Origin of the sequence: Heyndrickxia faecalis (assembly GCF_040267745.1) — a bacterium.
Taxonomy (GTDB): domain Bacteria; phylum Bacillota; class Bacilli; order Bacillales; family Bacillaceae_C; genus Weizmannia; species Weizmannia faecalis.
In genome coordinates, this window is the sequence record NZ_CP158453.1 from 1,189,712 (window position 1) to 1,206,536 (window position 16,825).

The following is a 16,825-nucleotide window of genomic DNA, read 5'->3' on the forward strand; positions in this document are numbered from 1 at the left end:
TCTGCATCGTTCACCAAATACGTCTTTAAAATTCTTCATACGTTGCTGGATCCTGGCCGAAAGTCCTGCCGTCCGGGCGGCTTAATCCGGATATGGTGCGCATCTCTTCTTCAGAAAGCGAAAAATCAAAGATAGACAAGTTTTCCAGCTGCCTTTCCGGTGAAGCCGATTTCGGGAGCGGAATGGCGCCAAGCTGCGTATGCCAGCGCAAAATCACTTGCGGGACAGATTTCTGATGGTCCGCAGCAATTTTTTGAATCGCCGGATCTTCAAGCAGATGGTTCGCTCTTCCAAGCGGGCTCCATGATTCCGTCACGATCCCATGTTCCTCATGCCAGGCGCGCTGCTCCTCCTGTGCAAAATAAGGGTGGAGTTCCACCTGGTTTATGCTCGGCGCAACCCCGGTTTCTTTTATGATCCGTTGCAAATGCTCCGGCAAAAAATTGGAAACGCCGATCGAGCGGACAAGCCCCCATTTTTGCGCGTCGATAAGCGCCTGCCATGCTTCCACATATAAATCTTTGCTCGGGTTCGGCCAGTGGATGAGGTAAAGGTCAAAGTAATCGAGGCCGTCCCTGTACAATGATTCCTGAATGGTTTGGACCGCTTCTTTATAAGCATGGTGCCGCCCCGGGAGTTTCGAAGTGATGCGCAGCTGTTCGCGCGGAACAGAAGAGCGCCGGACCGCCTCGCCGACTGCCCCTTCATTTTCATAATTAAACGCCGAATCAATCAGGCGGTAACCCGCGTCAATCGCGCTTACGATCGCCTGGACGCCTGCCGCCCCGTTCAGTTTGTACGTGCCGAATCCGACAGCCGGAACGGTCATCCCGTCGTTCAGTTTGATTTCAGGAATGGAAATAGACAATTTCTATCGCTCCTTTCGTATTTTGTAACCAGTATACCAATGACTGGAAAATGCGTCTATTTTGATGATTGATCTTGCTGCCTTGGGTCAGCGGGAGGCAAATCAGGAAAAACTGCCATCATTTCCGGAAAAGCAAATAACAAAGCAGCTGCCCTGAGGACAGCTGCCCATCTTTATTCCGGCCTTACGGAAGTTTGTGCTAAAAATTCTTCGTCATCCGGATTCCTTCCGTACCGTTTCCCGGTGTTCAATGAAGCAATTTTTTCCATATCTTCCGGCGTTAACGAGAAATCGAAAATCTCGCTGTTTTCTTTAATCCGGCTCGGGGTCACCGATTTTGGAATGACGACAATACCGCGTTCCACGTGCCAGCGCAACACAATTTGCGCCGGGGTTTTCCCGTATTTTTTCCCAAGCTCAACCAAAACAGGCTGCTCAAGCAGGTTGTTCTTGCCCTGGCCGAGCGGGCCCCATGCTTCATGTAAAATATTGTGTTGCTTTAGAAATTCATGCAGTTCATTTTGCGGAAACTCCGGATGTGTCTCAATTTGGTTGATCACCGGTACCACTTCGCTATGGGCCAGCAAATCTTCCAAATGGTGGATTTGGAAATTCGATACGCCGATCGCTTTAATTTTGCCTTCATGGTAAAGTTCTTCCATTGCTTTCCATGTTTCAATATATTTCGGTGACGGCCAGTGGATCAAATAAAGATCCAAATAATCGGTGCCAAGACGGTCAAGGCTCGCCTGGAAAGCGGCTTTTGTTTCCTCATAGCCATGGTCGTAGTTCCACACTTTCGACGTAATGAAGATTTCTTTCCGGTCTACGCCGCTTTCCCGGATTGATTCGCCGACATATGTTTCATTCCCGTAAATCATCGCGGTATCAATATGGCGGTAGCCGGTTTCCAGCGCGGCTTTCACAGCGTTTTTCAACTCATTTTCTTCTTTTACAAGAAAAACACCGAGACCGAGTTGCGGGATTTCAACGCCGTTATTGAATTTTAAATTTGGAATCGTTTGAGCCATCCTTCATTCCCTCTTTCATTTAGATATGTAAGTGTACGATGATTTTAACACAATCAAGCAGCTTTGTGCCACGCACAAGACTGTGAGCGCAAATTTTGACGGTTGGAACATCGGTTTGTTATATTTGGAACGAACTTTTCCGCCAATTTACATAGCGGTTCAGGTGCAAAAATAACAGCCGTAAGGAGTGGTTTTGCAATGAATGATTTATTTACCCCGTACAAGCTGAAATCGCTTGAAGTGAAAAACCGTATTGTCATGCCTCCCATGTGCCAATATTCCGTTGAGAAAAAAGACGGCGTTGCCACTGACTGGCATTATGTCCATTACGTCAGCCGTGCCATCGGAGGCGCCGGCCTGATCATTATGGAGATGACCGATGTGGAGCCGGACGGCAGAATTTCCGACAATGATCTCGGCTTATGGTCTGATGAACAGATCGCTCCGCTTGCCAAAATTGTAGAAGCGTGCCACCAGTACGGCGCCAAAGTCGGGATTCAAATCGGACATGCCGGCAGAAAAGCACAGGATGCAAAACAACCGGTTGCCCCTTCCCCCATCCCTTTTGATGACCATGCAAAAACACCAAAGGCATTAACGAAGGAAGAAATCAAAGAAATCGTCCGCAAATTTGGCGAATCTGTCCGCCGCGCTGTCCAGGCCGGTTTTGACACGATCGAATTGCACGGCGCACACGGTTATCTGATCCATGAATTCCAGTCGCGCTATACAAACAAACGGTCAGATGAATACGGACAGGATTTGGCATTATTTGGAAAAGAAGTCATTGCCGCTGCCAAAAGCGAAATGCCTGCCGACATGCCACTTATTATGCGCATTTCAGCCCGTGAATATGTCGATGGCGGGTATGGCATTGAAGAAAGTATTGCGCTTTCGAAGGCGTATAAAGAAGCCGGTGTTGACCTGTTTCATATTAGTTCCGGAGGCGAGGGCCATATCGGTGCGGCCGGCCGCCCGGGGACGCACGCCGCTTATCAGGTGCCGCTTGCACGCCAGATCAAAGAGGCTTTAAACGTTCCGGTCATTGCAGTCGGCCGGCTGGAAGACCCGGTTCTTGCCAATGCGGTAATCGGAAACGAAGAAGCAGATCTTGTTGCGGTCGGCAGAGGCATGCTCCGCAACCCTTATTGGGCGCTCAATGCAGGGATCGCGCTCGGCAAAGACGCAGGTGTGCCGATCCAATATACAAGGGGGTTTCCAAAAAGGTAAGGAAGGCTGTTTGCAGCGGCCATCCGTGAAAGTATCCGAATCGACCACTCGAAGCCGGTATCGCGCCCTGTAAAGACGCAGGTGTGCCGCTCCAAGACACAAGAGGGTTCTCAAAAAGGTAAGGAAGGCTGTTTGCAGCGGCCGTCCGCGCATCCCGGACCGGGCAACTTGGCCTGCAATGAAGCGAATCCAAAAACAGGAAAACAGCGCACTGAACGAGGCGCTGTTTTCTTCTTTTACAGCATACAAAAAACGGGGCCGGAAAACCGGACCCGCAAAATAAAAAAAGGGGGAATACTTATGATAGTGCGGCTTTCCGAAAGTCGCACTCACTAAAGAAAGCATTGTAGTATTAGGATAGCCGTTGTGAAGTGAATTTAAACCTCTTATACAATTATTTTTTTTCGAGCGCTTCCAAAAATACGGAAGCGGCTACATCAAGAACAGTGGAGAGTTTTAATATCGTCTGTGTGGTCGGAATTTGCTCCCCGGTTTCGTACTGCTCGAGTGTATGCTTGCCAATCCGGGCTTTCACGGCCAGTTCTTCAATGCTCATCCCGCTTAATTCACGGTAAAATTTCAACTTCTCGCCAAAGCTATTCATGAGACGCCCTCCCTTAACGATTATTTTGAATAAAAATACTTCCTTTCCATTTCATTTCTTTATTTTATTGTAGCATATAGGCGGGTGGCAGGCTGAAGCAATTTTTTGAACTTTTTTAAACACGGGCACGATAAAAATGTTAAATAATGTCTGGGTGCCAGCCGGGGCCAGGCCTGAAAAATATTTTTGGAATGACAGGCACCCGTGACTATGATATAATATTTTATTGCGTATAACAGGAAAAAACAATACTAGGAGTGTTTTCATGTCAAATTATGAAGCAGGAAATGTATATACCGGAAAAGTGACCGGAATTAAGCCGTTTGGCGCGTTTGTAGCGCTTGATGAAGAGACACAAGGCCTTGTCCATATTTCCGAAATTAAACACGGATATGTCAAAGATATTCACGATCATGTCCACATCGGGAATGAAGTCAAAGTAAAAGTGTTGTCGGTAGACGAAGAAAACGGCAAAATCAGCCTTTCCATTAAAGCCACGGAAGAAGCACCGCACCAGGACACAAGGAAACCGCGCCGGCGTCAGGGCGCCGTGAAGGCCGCTGAAGAGTCCGGGGAAGGGTTCAACACGCTGCGCGATAAGTTAAAAGAGTGGATTGAAAAATCAAAACGTGAAGATTTAATTAAAAAATAATCGGGCGATTCCGGGCATACAGATTGTCCGGATTTTTTTATCCGAAAAAAGCCGGGCATACCGCAGTCTGCGCGGACCATTCAGTTTACGGATCATAGTGCCGTGCCGCCAAGATCAGGCCGAAAATCCCGCTACTGTCACACAGCATGAAGCGGGAAGAATGGCCAATAACGGAAAACTTGTCAGCGCCGCCGCATGAAAAGCGTGATGCAGATCGCTTGTACGCGCAAACCCGCCGGATGGAAGGCGGGCGCTGTCGTTGCCATGCAGAGTATATAACTTGAACTAAATTCTTCATGTGTTGCCTGAAGCAATGTCTATTGATTTTGACGCGAAAAACTTAAGCTCATTTTATATAACGCTTTTCCGGTTGCATCCGTCTGAAACCATGTGCCATGCAGAATCGTTTGCCTAACGCGGGAAAACTCACCCGTGTATTATTCGATATATAGCGGGATATAAAGGGTCAATTCGGGTTCATCGGTTAAAGGTTCGTATGATGTCGGATAATCTTCACGATGCTCAAGCTGCCCCTGAAAGACGGTGTAGCCGTTTTTCCTGATCCATTTATACAACTCGGCATACGCTTTTTGCACGTCTTCGCCTTTATATTTCGCAGCCGCAAATGTATAGGAAGGAACAGTCAGAGCTGTCATGCCTTCCGGAACCGCTTCTATGTAGGCCACTTCACGGACAAGATAAAAGGAAAACAAACCTTCATCATCCTGCGAGTGGTAGGAAAGCCCGATCACAACACTGGGATCCGTGCAATGACGGATTTTCCCCATTTTTTGCTTAAATTGATGGAAAAATCTTTTGATCTCCCCGTTTGCTGCCTGTTCGAAGGTACCGGTCCATTTGTTCCCGACTGCGTTAAATGCATGTTTCTGAACAATTTGAATTTCCAAGCTGCACACTTCCCCGCTCATCTTTATAGCTTCATTTTAAATGAAAAAAGAAGCGGGCGTAAAGGAAAATAAGATAAAAAAACACAAAAAAAGGCAGGCATGCTGCACTGCCTTTGTTACAATGAAAACACGGTTTCCCAAGGCTGTATCTCTTATCTCGTCGGTTTTGCCTGGGTGGACCGCTCCACTTCGGCATCCGGTTTGAAAAGCAGGCCGAGGTTAATCAGGCCGCAAATGCCGACAATGCCATAAATGACCCGGGAGATCGCGGAATTGTCGCCAAAAATGGCCGCTACCAGATCAAAGTTGAAAAAACCGATAAGGCCCCAATTGATCGCGCCAATAATCGTGAAAATTAACGCAATTCTTTGTACAATGCTCATTTCTCTACCTCCTTGTTCAATGTACAGGAATAGCATGGCAAGAATCCGCAAACATTATGCATGCAGGAAATGTGAGAAATTCGTTACATTCCTTGCGAAAAGGGTAAAGATTCGATAAAGTGGAGATGGTAAATCGATAACAGGAGGATTTGGACAATGACGCATATTCAGTTTGATTATTCAAAAGCGCTCGCGTTTTTTAACGAACATGAAATTACATACTTAAGCGAACCGATTCGATTGGCCCACAAGCTTTTACATGAAAAAACCGGTGTCGGCAATGATTTTACCGGCTGGCTGACATTGCCGAAAGATTATGACAAAGAGGAATTCGCCCGTATTCAAAAAGCAGCGGCAAAAATTCAAAATGATTCCGACGTGCTGCTTGTGATCGGGATCGGCGGTTCTTATCTCGGTGCCCGTGCTGCCATTGAAATGCTCAACCACAGCTTTATGAACGTGCTGCCGAAAGAAAAACGCAAAAACCCGCAAATTTTCTTCGTCGGCAACAGCATCAGCTCCACCTATATGAAAGATTTAATGGACGTTCTGGAAGGAAAAGATTTCTCCATCAATGTCATTTCCAAATCCGGAACAACGACAGAACCGGCGATTGCTTTCCGTATTTTCAACAAACTGCTCATTGAAAAATACGGCGAAAAAGAAGCAAAAGGCCGCGTCTATGCGACAACAGACCGCGCAAAAGGGGCATTGAAAACGCTGGCTGATGCGGAAGGCTACGAAACATTCGTGATTCCGGATGATGTTGGCGGCCGTTACTCTGTGTTAACGCCTGTCGGTCTGCTTCCGATCGCAGTAAGCGGCGTTGATATCCAAGCGATGATGGACGGAGCAGCAAAAGCCGTTGATGATTTCTCAAACCCTGAAGTAGCGGAAAACATTGCCTATCAATATGCGGCTGTCCGCAATATTCTGTACCGCAAAGGCAAAACGATCGAAATGTTGATTAACTACGAACCGGGACTGCAATATTTCTCTGAATGGTGGAAACAATTATTCGGTGAAAGTGAAGGGAAAGACCAAAAAGGCATCTATCCTTCTTCCGCAAACTTCTCGACCGACTTGCATTCCCTTGGCCAGTATGTACAGGAAGGCCGTCGCGATTTGTTTGAAACGGTCGTAAAAGTCGAGCAGGCGCGCGAAGAACTGACAATTGAAAAAGAAGAAAACGATTTGGACGGTTTGAACTACCTGGCCGGCCGCACCGTTGACTTTGTGAATAACAAAGCATTTGAAGGCACATTGCTTGCCCATACAGACGGCGGCGTACCGAACCTGGTCGTCTCGATTCCGAAAACCGATGCATACACATTCGGCTACCTCGTTTACTTCTTTGAAAAAGCCTGTGCGGTAAGCGGCTATTTAAATGGCGTCAATCCGTTTGACCAGCCTGGTGTTGAAGCATACAAGAAAAACATGTTCGCACTCCTCGGCAAACCGGGCTATGAAGATTTAAAAGCAGCACTCGAAAAACGTTTGAAATAATGCAGAAAAAAGCAGGGCAATGGGCAGCCCTGCTTTTTTTCATTTGAGGAAAGCGCCAAGGATCGACTGTAAGCCAAAACTTTCGGCTGATCAAAAGGGGATTCTGCATTTGCATTGTTACTTGTCTTTTTCCAAAACGACAAACAAATGCTCTTCATCCGTAATGGTATAATCCAAGGGTGGATTGATCATGGTGTCATCCCCCGATTGGATGCCGATTAAAATTTTCCGCTCTTTTTGCAGCTGCCGGCTCAAATCTTTTACCGTCAAGTTTCGCCACTTCGGCTTCACCGGAATAAAGTCAAGGTGATTTTTTTCCTGCTGGTTCAATAACGACAAAAGCGTATCGGACATTCCGTTTGAAATCAGGCTGTTCAGCATGACAAAGCTTGCCTGTGTATTTGCCTGGATCACTTCATCCGCGCCCGCCCGCTTGGCATTTACAACCTGGTCGGCTGTCTGGATCTCCACAATACAATATGCATCCGGATTCAAGCCTTTGACGGCAAGCAGTGTCAGGACTGCGCCCATGTCTGCTTCCGTCTCCGTTTTATGCTGGTCGGACGTGATCAGCACCGCCTTCGCTGCCTTGACATTTGCTTTTTTCAGCGTCTCGTCCTGATACGGCTTTCCTTTTATAAAATAAACATTGTCATAAGGGTAAGGGTTGGATTCAAGTGTTTCATCCACCAACACAACGGGCTGCCGCTCTTTTAATTCCATGAGCTGCCCGATCACTTTTCTGGCGCGTTCGTTCCAGCCGATAATGACCATTTGTTTCCCTCCTGTAAACGCCGCTTTTCCCTCCAAAAAAGCGTTTTGCCGTGTAGCCGTTGCACCGGCCAGCGCCACGAAATAGGCAGACAGTATGCCGGCACCCGATAAAATGAGGATGATGCCGATCAGCCGGCCCGCCAAAGTGACCGGGTACAAATCCCCGTAACCGACCGTTGCCGTCGTGATAACGGCCCACCAAATACCGTCAAAAACCGTCGGGAAAGTTTTCGGCTCGACAAAATGGATAGCCAGCCCGAATGCAAAGATCACAGCAAGGGCCAAGTTCAATATCCGGACAATGATCGGCCAGCGTAAAAAACGGTAATAAAATAAATGAAACATACCGTCCACTTCCTTTTTTGGTATCTCCAATAGTATTCCCCGGCCTCAATGCGGAAAAACAAGGCGGCAAACGGGAAAATATTTTTTTAAAAAAATAGTTGCACGATCGTTTTTCGCATTGTATAATAACATTGTCGCTGATGAAAAACGGTGATCATGACAAAACGGGGCATTAGCTCAGTTGGGAGAGCGCTACATTCGCATTGTAGAGGTCGGCGGTTCGAATCCGCTATGCTCCATTCCCAACTTTATATCACGGGGCATTAGCTCAGCCGGGAGAGCGCTTGCATGGCATGCAAGAGGTCAGCGGTTCGAACCCGCTATGCTCCATCACACAAAACGTCCACCCTGTTACAGGTTTGGGCGTTTTTCCGTATATGCGCCCCTGAGGAAAAATAAAATTAACCCCTGTGAAACTGTCCCGTTGGTGTACGCCATCAGTCAAAAGCGTTGAACTTCCACGGAGGACTGTCCCGATAGCGCGTCCAATTAGACACAAGCCCCAGGTAGAATTGATCCTTCATAAGGCTGATGAAAGACAAAACAACACAGGACCATAAACGGCGAATTGTCCTTCATAGGGCTGATGAAAGACAAAACACGGGTCCATGAACGGCAAATTGTCCTTCATAAGGCCGATGAAAGACAAAACCCAGGCCGGGGAACGGCGAATTGTCCTTCATAGAGCCGATGAAAGACAAAACTCAGAGCCATGAACGCCAAATTGTCCTTCACAAGGCTGATGAAAGACAAAACACCGGGACATGAACGCCAAACTGTCTTTCATCGGGTGGATGAAGGACAAAATGTGGGGCCGGAAACCAAGGAACTGTCCCGTTATAGCCCCCAATCCGACAAAGCTGCAGGTCCGGGTCCCAAAGCTGCTTCCCCGGCTGCCAAATCCTTTTTTATCATGTTCCTGCTTTGCCTCACATATATTTTTACCAAATCCCTGAAGGAAGGAGGTGCGGCCTTGCTTGTCCTTAATGGAAATGATGTCCTCAAAGCAGCCTCCATGCAGGAAATGGTTGCAGCTGTAGAAAAAGCATACCGCATCTATGAAGAAAACGGTTACCAAATGCCGCTGCGCACGCATTTTACCATCCGGGACAACTCCGTCCTTTTCATGCCGTGCAGCACAAATGAGGCAGCCGGCGCAAAAATCGTCTCCGTTTTCCCGGACAACAAGGACCGGCCGGTGACCCAGGGTGCTGTGCTGCTCGTCGACAGCAGGAATGGATCCATGAAAACGCTCATGGACGGAACGGTTTTAACCGGGCTCCGGACCGGGGCAATCGGCGGGGCGGCGGCAAAATATCTTGCGCCAGGCGATGCCAAAACAGCCGGGCTTATCGGAACGGGTTATCAAGGGCTATATCAGCTTGCCGGTGTTTGCACCGCACGCAACATCGAAAACATTTTTTTATTCAACCGGACACCTTCTAACATTCCTCCGTTTATTCGCCGGTTCAAAACGCTCATTCCAAATATCCCGGTTCATATTGCCAAATCCGCCCGTGAACTTGCCGAAAACGTCGATATCCTCATTACGGCAACATCATCTGCCACACCTGTACTGCCGGAAGAAGACCTTTACGACGGAAAGCTTGTCATTGGTATTGGCTCATACCAGCCGCATATGCGCGAATTTCCTGATGCGCTTCTAAAAAACTTGAAATCGATATATATCGACTCGCACGATGCCGCAAAGGAAAGCGGGGATGTAGACAGCCGGCTTGAAACCATTCCGTTTTCTAAAATTGTCACACAAAAAGTAAAACCGGATCCAAACGCGCTACAGGTTTTTAAATCAACAGGCATGGCCCTGTTTGACCTGGTAGCTGCAGAAACGGTTTATAAAAAAGCCATTCAGCTTGGAATCGGGCAAATGCTCGATTTTTAAAGGGGGAACAACACATGGAAAAATATTTGAATTACATTGATGGCGAGTGGTGCGAACCGTCAACGGGAAAATTTGCCCCGGTTGTAAATCCTGCAAACGGGAAAACATTGGGCGAAGTGGCGCAATCCGCCGAACCGGACCTTGACCGTGCCGTCCAGGCTGCCAAAAGCGCGCAAAGCGTGTGGCGGCTCGTCCCGGCACCTGAGCGCGCAAACTATTTATACAAAGTCGGGGAACTGTTAAAACAAAGAAAAGAACAGATCGCGCGCACGCTTACAAGCGAAATGGGCAAGGTGATTGATGAAGCGCGCGGGGAAGTACAGGAAGCGATCGACATGGCCTTTTACATGGCAGGGGAAGGAAGGCGCCAATTTGGCGATACCGTGCCATCTGAGCTGCAAAATAAATTTGCGATGAGCATCCGTGTGCCAGTTGGCGTTGCCGGGCTGATCACACCGTGGAATTTTCCAATCGCCATTGCTTCCTGGAAATCACTGCCGGCGCTTGTAACGGGGAATGCGGTGATTTGGAAGCCAGCCACGGAAACGCCGGCCACAGCGTGTGCATTTGTGAAAATTTATGAAGAAGCGGGGCTCCCAAAAGGGCTTGTCAATCTTGTCAACGGCTCCGGTTCCGTGATTGGTGAAGCGATGGTGGAACATCCGGGCATCGGTCTCATCTCTTTTACCGGGTCGAATGAAGTCGGGCGTAAAATCAATGAACGAGCAGGCGGCCTTCTGAAACGAACTTCGCTTGAAATGGGCGGGAAGAACGCAGTGATTGTTATGGATGATGCGGATCTCGATCTTGCGGTGGACGGCATCCTTTGGGGCGCATTCGGCACGAGCGGGCAAAGGTGCACAGCTACAAGCCGGGTCATTGTCCATGAAAAGATCAAAGATGCACTGGAGGAAAAGCTGATTCGGCGAACGGCGGAACTGAAAATCGGCGACGGCCTTGATGAAACGGTGGCAGTCGGCCCGGTTATCAATGCAGAAGCGCTTAACCGCATCCACCAGTATGTCGAAATTGGTAAAAAAGAGGGGGCAAGGCTGCTTACGGGTGGGCGCATTTTGCCGGGAAAAGGATACTACTATGCGCCGACTGTTTTTACGGATGTCAGCCCGGAAATGGTCATTGCACAGGAAGAAATTTTCGGCCCGGTTGTTTCGATCATTCCAGTGGCAAGCCTTGCAGAAGCGATTGCCGTTAACAACAGCGTCACTTTTGGGCTGTCGAGCGGTATTTTTACAAAAGATGTGAACAAAGCTTTTCAGGCGATGCGTGATCTGGATACCGGGATTGTCTACATCAATGCCGGGACGACAGGGGCTGAAATCCATCTGCCGTTCGGCGGGACAAAAGGAACGGGCAACGGACACCGTGACTCGGGGCCGGCAGCACTTGATGTATACACGGAATGGAAGGCTGTGTATGTCGATTTCAGCGGGAAACTGCAGCGCGCCCAGATCGATAACAATTAAATCCCTTTGTGGACCGGGCAGCAGCGCGAAAACGGATCAGCATATCATTGCATGCTTGGCAGGCAATGATATGCTTTATCTTCGCGCCAATAGGAACAGGGGCAAAATGATCAGCATGAATGTTTAAGATTTTCCAAACTACAAGATGAAAGTGAAATCAGACGTACGCGATATCAAAATCGACAACAATTTGCGCCCATGTATGGCAGCGTCATCAGTGGATTGGCAGAGACAAAAAAGAGTGGCCGGCAACAATTAGACGCCCATGCCGCACTGAACGCGGCACCAGCAGAAGAATGAAAGTTAGCCGGCGTTTTCAGGATAGAGGCCCGTGCATACGGCACCAGCAAAAGAATGAAAGTTAGCCGGCGGATATTTTTAGAATAGAGGCGGGATGGGATGAAAAACAAGGCGGATGTGATCATTGTTGGCGGCGGGATTATCGGTTCGAGTGTAGCGTACCATTTGCTCGCGGATGGATTTGCCGGCAGAATCATTGTGTTTGAAAAGGATCCTTCGTATGCATATGCCTCAACCCCGCGGAGCGCAGGCGGCATCCGGCAGCTTTTTACAACGGCGGTCAATATTCAAATGAGCCGGTACAGCCTGCAAGTTTACCGAAACTTTTCCAAATCAATGGCAATCGACAGCGAAACGTTTGAAATTGATTTGAAACAGCGCGGATACTTATTTCTGGCGTCAGAAAAAATGATGCCGCATTTTAAAAAGCATTTGAAACTCCAGCACCAAAACGGCGTCTCATCTGAATGGCTCGGAAAAAAAGAACTGCTAGGGCTCATTCCCGAACTCAGCACGCGTGATCTTGCAGGCGGGCTGTATTGCGCGGAAAGCGGGTATTTGGACCCGTACACGGCGATGCAAGGGTTTATAAAAAATGCGAAACATCTCGGCGCGGAGTATATGTATGAAGAAGTGGACCGCTTTTTAGCGGAAGAGGGCCGGATAAAAGGCGTGCAGCTCAAGGATGGCCGGGCGTTTTTTGCGCCTGTTGTCGTGAACTGTGCGGGCGCCTGGGCTTCCGGATTGAGCAGCAAAGCCGGATTGCCGCTTCCGGTTATACCGGTACCGCGGCGGATTTTTATGTTTGATGTGGAAAAACCGCTTGCAAAACCGTTGCCGCTGACGATGGATCCGACCGGTGTCTATTTTAGGCACGAGGGGCGCAAAATCATTGCCGGATACGGGGAAGAGGAAAAGCCGGCGATCGACTTCAGCTGGAAACGGTCCGAATTTGAGGAGCAGATTTGGCCTATTCTCGCTGGCCGCATCCCGAATTTTGAAAAGGTAAAAGTCGAACGCGGCTGGGCCGGCCTTTATGACTACAATACGGCCGACCATAATGCCATCATCGGCGAGCATCCGGAAATGAAAGGGTATTTTGTCGCATTCGGGTTCAGCGGGCACGGCATGCAGCAGGCACCGGCCGTCGGAAAGGGGCTGTCGGAACTGATCCGGACCGGAAAGTATGAAACCATTGATCTTACACCGCTCCGGGTCGAACGGTTTGCAGAAAACGACCTTGTTACAGAAGATGCCATTTATTAAAAGGGCATCTTCTGTTTTTGCCTCATTTTCCAAACTACATGGTATAGTTATAATAACGGAAAGGGAGGGAATACAATGGAGAAACATTACGATGTTATTGTCGTTGGTGCCGGTTCAATGGGAATGGCAGCCGGTTATTTTCTGGCAAGGCAAGGTGTAAAAACGCTTTTGCTGGATGCTTTTGACCCGCCGCATACATCCGGCAGCCACCACGGCGAAACGAGAATCATCCGCCATGCCTACGGGGAAGGACGGGATTACGTGCCGCTCGTGTTGCGGGCGCAAACGCTTTGGGATGAACTGGAAAAGGCATCCGGAGAAAAGATTTTTGCCAAGACCGGCGTCCTCAGTTTCAGCCCGGAGGATCATGCGGCCTTTTTAAACGAAGCAATCGAAAGCGCAAATACATACAACCTCCCGATTAAAACGATGACCGGTGCGGAAGTGGAAAAACGCTGGCCTGGCATTTCACTTCCCGAAGGCTTCCAGGCCATTTATGAACCGGATGCCGGCGTCCTGTTTCCCGAAAACTGCATTCGCGCCTACCGTACATTGGCGGAAGCAAACGGTGCACGTTTATTTGCGAATACCCGGGTTACAGATTTGAAAACCGACGGACAAACTGTCACTGTTGTAACAGAAACCGGCACATTCACCGCTGGAAAATGCATTGTCAGCGGCGGTGCGTGGAACGGGAAACTGCTTGAAAACGTAGGGCTCCATTTGCCGCTTCAGCCGGTCCGGAAAACGGTCGGCTGGTTTGAAGCGGACGAAGCGCTGTTCAATGCGGATGTATTTCCGGCTTTTACAATGAACGGATACGAAGGAACATACTACGGCTTTCCAAGTTTTAACGGAAGCGGCGTGAAAGTCGGGCGCCACGACGGCGGGCAGGCAACAGATCCTGATACAATGAACCGGGAATTTGGCGCATACCGTGAAGACGAGGGAGATATCCGGGCATTTTTGAAAACATACATGCCAAGGGCAGCCGGACGCTTAAAAAAGGGAAAAGTATGCTTGTATACCCATACGCCGGATGAACATTTTATTATCGATACCCATCCTGCATATCCCAATGTGGCCATTGCCGCAGGATTTTCAGGACATGGCTTTAAATTTGCAAGCAGTGTTGGAGAAATGCTCAGCCAAATGGTGTTAAAAGACAATATCCCACACCCGCTGCCGCTTTTTTCAATCAGCCGGCCTGGCCTTGGGTGGAAATAATGGTGTTTCGTCATGCACGGAAAATTCATGAAGGTGAAAGACAGGAGGAAAAATGTTTTTATCATATCCGATTTTATCCGCTTTACTTGGCATGCTCGTGGCACAAATCGTAAAAGTGCCCATTCAATTGATCACATCCGGGAAATTTGACTGGAGAATGGCGTTTTCAACAGGCGGCATGCCCAGTTCGCACACCGCGATGGTTATCGCCCTTACGACTGCCATCGGGCTGACTTCCGGATTCGGTTCCAATTCATTTGCCATCAGCATCGTATTTTCATCCATTGTCATTTATGATGCCATCGGTGTGCGCAGGCAGGCTGGTTTCCATGCAGAAGTGCTGAACCAGCTGCTTGCAGATTTCTCCCGGCTTCTCGATACAATGAAAGACCCGGGGCTGAAAAATGCCGAATCCCGGCAAAAACTGAAAGAACTTTTAGGGCATAAACCGGCGGAAGTATTTTTCGGGATCATAACGGGCATCCTCACCGCCGTGTTGACATTCCTCTTGTACCCGTTTTAAAAAACCGACTATATAAAATGAACAAAATGTGGCCGCTCTGTCCAGTAAGCCCTATGTAAAGCAAGCGCGGAAAATTGAGGGTCTTCCTTAACATAGAGGTCGTCTACGTTAAGAAAGTGAAGAAAAACGACGGCCTTTCTTCACATAGAGCCTGTCTAGGTTAAGGAAGCGCGGAAAAACGAAGGTCTTTCTTTACATAGGGCGCGTCTACGTTAAGAAAGCGTGGAAAAATGAAGGTCTTCCTTAACATAGAGGTCGTCTACGTTAAGAAAATGAAGAAAAACGACGGCCTTTCTTCACATAGAGCCCGTCTATGTTAAGGAAGCAAGTAAAAACGAGGCTCTTCCCTAACATATAGGTCGTCTCTGTTAGGGCTTGCTGAACGAATCCGATTCTAAGTTTGTACCCAATTTGTCAGCAAGCAAGTTATGTCTCAAAAAATAGAAGAATCCGTCTTCGAAAAGGCGATTCTGTCTTCTCTATACGTTGAATCAGCTTTCAGGTGCAAGCTATTTCCAATTTCTGCCGAAGCTGTCAACATCCTTATCAAATATAGAAATTTTATGTATTCAGTAAGCCCTATATCGTAGTTTGCGGAGTACGATTACAAGCACTGTGTTCCTCTTGTACCCGTTTTAAAAAACGCAAAAAAAGGCGGCGGACATGGAGAACGTTACCGTCTTTTAAATGATTTTATCCAGCCTTTCACTTTTTCAAAGCAACCGTTATGGAATAGCCGAGCGAACCGGATTCACCCGGCAAACGCTAGGACCCCGTAGGCCCGCCAGCTGGTGTGAAAAATCCATTTATCCCCGCAGCAGCGATTCCGTCCCGTCGATATAGATGTCTGTGCCGCTGATATGGCTGGAATCGTCCGATGCAAGGAACAAAACAAGATCGGCAACTTCTTCCGGTTTTCCCGGCCTTCCGGAAAGCGGCTGGTCGCCTTCCGGAAATTCAACCGGAATTTGCACCTTTTCCAGTTCTTCCGTACGGTTCGTGTTTTGCTCGATTTTTGTTTCAATCGCTCCGGGGCAAACGGCATTGACCCGGATTTTATAGCGGGCAAGTTCCAAAGCCGCCATTTTCATAAACGCTACCTGCCCGGCTTTTGAACTGCTGTAAGCGGACATGCCGATGTTCGAAAAAATGCGGTTGCCGTTGATCGAGCTCGTGATGATGATACTGCCGCCCCTATTTTTCATATGCGGGATGGCATATTTTGTGAGGAGAAAAGTCCCTTTTAAATTGGTCGACAACGTTTTTTCCCAGTCATCCGGGGTCAAGTCTTCAATCGGTGCCACGGTCCCGTTAATGCCGGCATTCGAGAATACGATATCAAGCCGGTCCCATTCCCTGACTGTCTTGTCAACAGCCGTTTTCACCTGTTCCGGATCAGTGACATCGACTTCCAAAGCCATCGCTTCCCCGCCATTTTGTTCAATCCGTCTTTTGACCTCATCCGCCCGTTTCTGTTCAATATCCATTACGCAAACTTTTGCGCCTTCTGCAGCAAGTTTCAAGGCGGACGCTTCCCCGATGCCGGACCCGCCGCCGGTTACAATCGCTACTTTATCTTTCAATCTCATCTTCATTTACTCCTCTCCGATGGAATACGACAGTAGTTTACCCGTTCTTCAACCGTTTGTAACAAACAGGCGGGGGGAAAACACTCGCCGGGAAGTTACTGAAAAAGAGCACCTGGACTTTGTCGGAAAAGCATTTGCGAATGGAGTAAAAAGGAAGCCGGGGACCATTCGATTGAGCATTTTCTCGGGGCAAACGGGCACGCGCTGCCGTTTAAGAGTAAGGCATTGGCGT

Annotated in this window: 15 protein-coding genes and 2 tRNA genes; 10 read left to right on the top strand and 7 right to left on the bottom strand. The window is 48.5% G+C overall.

Annotated features, from left to right (window positions below):
* Positions 1-25 precede the first annotated feature (25 nt).
* Positions 26-868, bottom strand: coding sequence for an aldo/keto reductase (locus tag ABR335_RS05530; RefSeq protein WP_350346644.1), 843 nt, complete (start codon positions 866-868; stop codon positions 26-28).
* Between the two features lie 173 nt (positions 869-1,041).
* Positions 1,042-1,899 carry an aldo/keto reductase gene (locus ABR335_RS05535; RefSeq protein ID WP_026685151.1) on the bottom strand — a complete coding sequence of 286 codons (858 nt, stop codon included), beginning with the start codon at positions 1,897-1,899 and terminating at the stop codon, positions 1,042-1,044.
* 198 nt (positions 1,900-2,097) lie between these two features.
* Here ABR335_RS05535 and ABR335_RS05540 point away from each other — a divergent pair, with 198 nt between their 5' ends.
* Positions 2,098-3,129 (top strand): NADH:flavin oxidoreductase/NADH oxidase, encoded by a 1,032-nt coding sequence (locus ABR335_RS05540; protein WP_026685152.1) that lies wholly within the window; start codon positions 2,098-2,100, stop codon positions 3,127-3,129.
* A 394-nt stretch (positions 3,130-3,523) separates the two neighbouring features.
* Here ABR335_RS05540 and ABR335_RS05545 read toward each other — a convergent pair whose 3' ends face one another.
* On the bottom strand, positions 3,524-3,733 hold the full coding sequence (locus ABR335_RS05545) for a helix-turn-helix domain-containing protein (RefSeq protein WP_026685154.1): 210 nt from the start codon (positions 3,731-3,733) through the stop codon (positions 3,524-3,526).
* A gap of 265 nt (positions 3,734-3,998) precedes the next feature.
* On the opposite strand from ABR335_RS05545, the gene yugI reads away from it, so the two are divergent.
* The gene (gene yugI / locus ABR335_RS05550) at positions 3,999-4,385 is read left to right on the top strand and encodes a S1 domain-containing post-transcriptional regulator GSP13 (protein WP_014097573.1); all 387 of its coding nucleotides are present in this window, start codon (positions 3,999-4,001) and stop codon (positions 4,383-4,385) included.
* A gap of 437 nt (positions 4,386-4,822) precedes the next feature.
* On the opposite strand, the gene ABR335_RS05555 is transcribed toward yugI, so the two are convergent.
* Positions 4,823-5,302, bottom strand: a complete 480-nt coding sequence (locus ABR335_RS05555) for a GyrI-like domain-containing protein (RefSeq protein ID WP_350346723.1) — start codon at positions 5,300-5,302, stop codon at positions 4,823-4,825.
* 143 nt (positions 5,303-5,445) lie between these two features.
* Positions 5,446-5,676, bottom strand: coding sequence for a DUF378 domain-containing protein (locus ABR335_RS05560; RefSeq protein WP_014097577.1), 231 nt, complete (start codon positions 5,674-5,676; stop codon positions 5,446-5,448).
* Between the two features lie 156 nt (positions 5,677-5,832).
* On the opposite strand from ABR335_RS05560, the gene ABR335_RS05565 reads away from it, so the two are divergent.
* Complete coding sequence (locus tag ABR335_RS05565) at positions 5,833-7,182, top strand: glucose-6-phosphate isomerase (RefSeq protein WP_014097578.1); 1,350 nt, start codon at positions 5,833-5,835, stop codon at positions 7,180-7,182.
* 117 nt (positions 7,183-7,299) lie between these two features.
* On the opposite strand, the gene ABR335_RS05570 is transcribed toward ABR335_RS05565, so the two are convergent.
* Entirely contained in the window at positions 7,300-8,301 is a 1,002-nt protein-coding gene (locus ABR335_RS05570; protein WP_014097579.1) for a potassium channel protein, read from the bottom strand.
* A gap of 166 nt (positions 8,302-8,467) precedes the next feature.
* Here ABR335_RS05570 and ABR335_RS05575 point away from each other — a divergent pair.
* From ABR335_RS05575 to ABR335_RS05605, 7 genes are all read left to right on the top strand, one after another.
* Positions 8,468-8,540: transfer RNA gene (locus tag ABR335_RS05575), tRNA-Ala, on the top strand.
* 18 nt (positions 8,541-8,558) lie between these two features.
* Positions 8,559-8,631: transfer RNA gene (locus ABR335_RS05580), tRNA-Ala, on the top strand.
* A gap of 643 nt (positions 8,632-9,274) precedes the next feature.
* Positions 9,275-10,204 (top strand): ornithine cyclodeaminase family protein, encoded by a 930-nt coding sequence (locus ABR335_RS05585; protein ID WP_350346645.1) that lies wholly within the window; start codon positions 9,275-9,277, stop codon positions 10,202-10,204.
* A 14-nt stretch (positions 10,205-10,218) separates the two neighbouring features.
* Entirely contained in the window at positions 10,219-11,688 is a 1,470-nt protein-coding gene (locus ABR335_RS05590; protein WP_276210430.1) for an aldehyde dehydrogenase family protein, read from the top strand.
* 399 nt (positions 11,689-12,087) lie between these two features.
* Positions 12,088-13,254 carry an NAD(P)/FAD-dependent oxidoreductase gene (locus tag ABR335_RS05595; protein ID WP_350346646.1) on the top strand — a complete coding sequence of 389 codons (1,167 nt, stop codon included), beginning with the start codon at positions 12,088-12,090 and terminating at the stop codon, positions 13,252-13,254.
* A gap of 75 nt (positions 13,255-13,329) precedes the next feature.
* The gene (solA, locus tag ABR335_RS05600; protein ID WP_350346647.1) at positions 13,330-14,481 is read left to right on the top strand and encodes an N-methyl-L-tryptophan oxidase; all 1,152 of its coding nucleotides are present in this window, start codon (positions 13,330-13,332) and stop codon (positions 14,479-14,481) included.
* Between the two features lie 52 nt (positions 14,482-14,533).
* The gene (locus ABR335_RS05605; RefSeq protein WP_017551378.1) at positions 14,534-15,004 is read left to right on the top strand and encodes a divergent PAP2 family protein; all 471 of its coding nucleotides are present in this window, start codon (positions 14,534-14,536) and stop codon (positions 15,002-15,004) included.
* Between the two features lie 806 nt (positions 15,005-15,810).
* Here ABR335_RS05605 and ABR335_RS05610 read toward each other — a convergent pair.
* A complete protein-coding gene (locus ABR335_RS05610) occupies positions 15,811-16,593 on the bottom strand; it encodes an SDR family oxidoreductase (RefSeq protein WP_026685159.1) in 783 nt (260 codons plus the stop codon).
* Positions 16,594-16,825: the final 232 nt, after the last annotated feature.

Coding starts and splice junctions, on each gene's coding strand:
- ABR335_RS05535 (WP_026685151.1), bottom strand. CDS start 1,899: ATGGCTCAAACGATTCCAAATTTAAAATTCAATAACGGCGTTGAAATC.
- ABR335_RS05540 (WP_026685152.1), top strand. CDS start 2,098: ATGAATGATTTATTTACCCCGTACAAGCTGAAATCGCTTGAAGTGAAA.
- ABR335_RS05545 (WP_026685154.1), bottom strand. CDS start 3,733: ATGAATAGCTTTGGCGAGAAGTTGAAATTTTACCGTGAATTAAGCGGG.
- yugI (WP_014097573.1), top strand. CDS start 3,999: ATGTCAAATTATGAAGCAGGAAATGTATATACCGGAAAAGTGACCGGA.
- ABR335_RS05560 (WP_014097577.1), bottom strand. CDS start 5,676: ATGAGCATTGTACAAAGAATTGCGTTAATTTTCACGATTATTGGCGCG.
- ABR335_RS05565 (WP_014097578.1), top strand. CDS start 5,833: ATGACGCATATTCAGTTTGATTATTCAAAAGCGCTCGCGTTTTTTAAC.
- ABR335_RS05570 (WP_014097579.1), bottom strand. CDS start 8,301: ATGTTTCATTTATTTTATTACCGTTTTTTACGCTGGCCGATCATTGTC.
- ABR335_RS05590 (WP_276210430.1), top strand. CDS start 10,219: ATGGAAAAATATTTGAATTACATTGATGGCGAGTGGTGCGAACCGTCA.
- ABR335_RS05595 (WP_350346646.1), top strand. CDS start 12,088: ATGAAAAACAAGGCGGATGTGATCATTGTTGGCGGCGGGATTATCGGT.
- solA (WP_350346647.1), top strand. CDS start 13,330: ATGGAGAAACATTACGATGTTATTGTCGTTGGTGCCGGTTCAATGGGA.
- ABR335_RS05605 (WP_017551378.1), top strand. CDS start 14,534: ATGTTTTTATCATATCCGATTTTATCCGCTTTACTTGGCATGCTCGTG.
- ABR335_RS05610 (WP_026685159.1), bottom strand. CDS start 16,593: ATGAGATTGAAAGATAAAGTAGCGATTGTAACCGGCGGCGGGTCCGGC.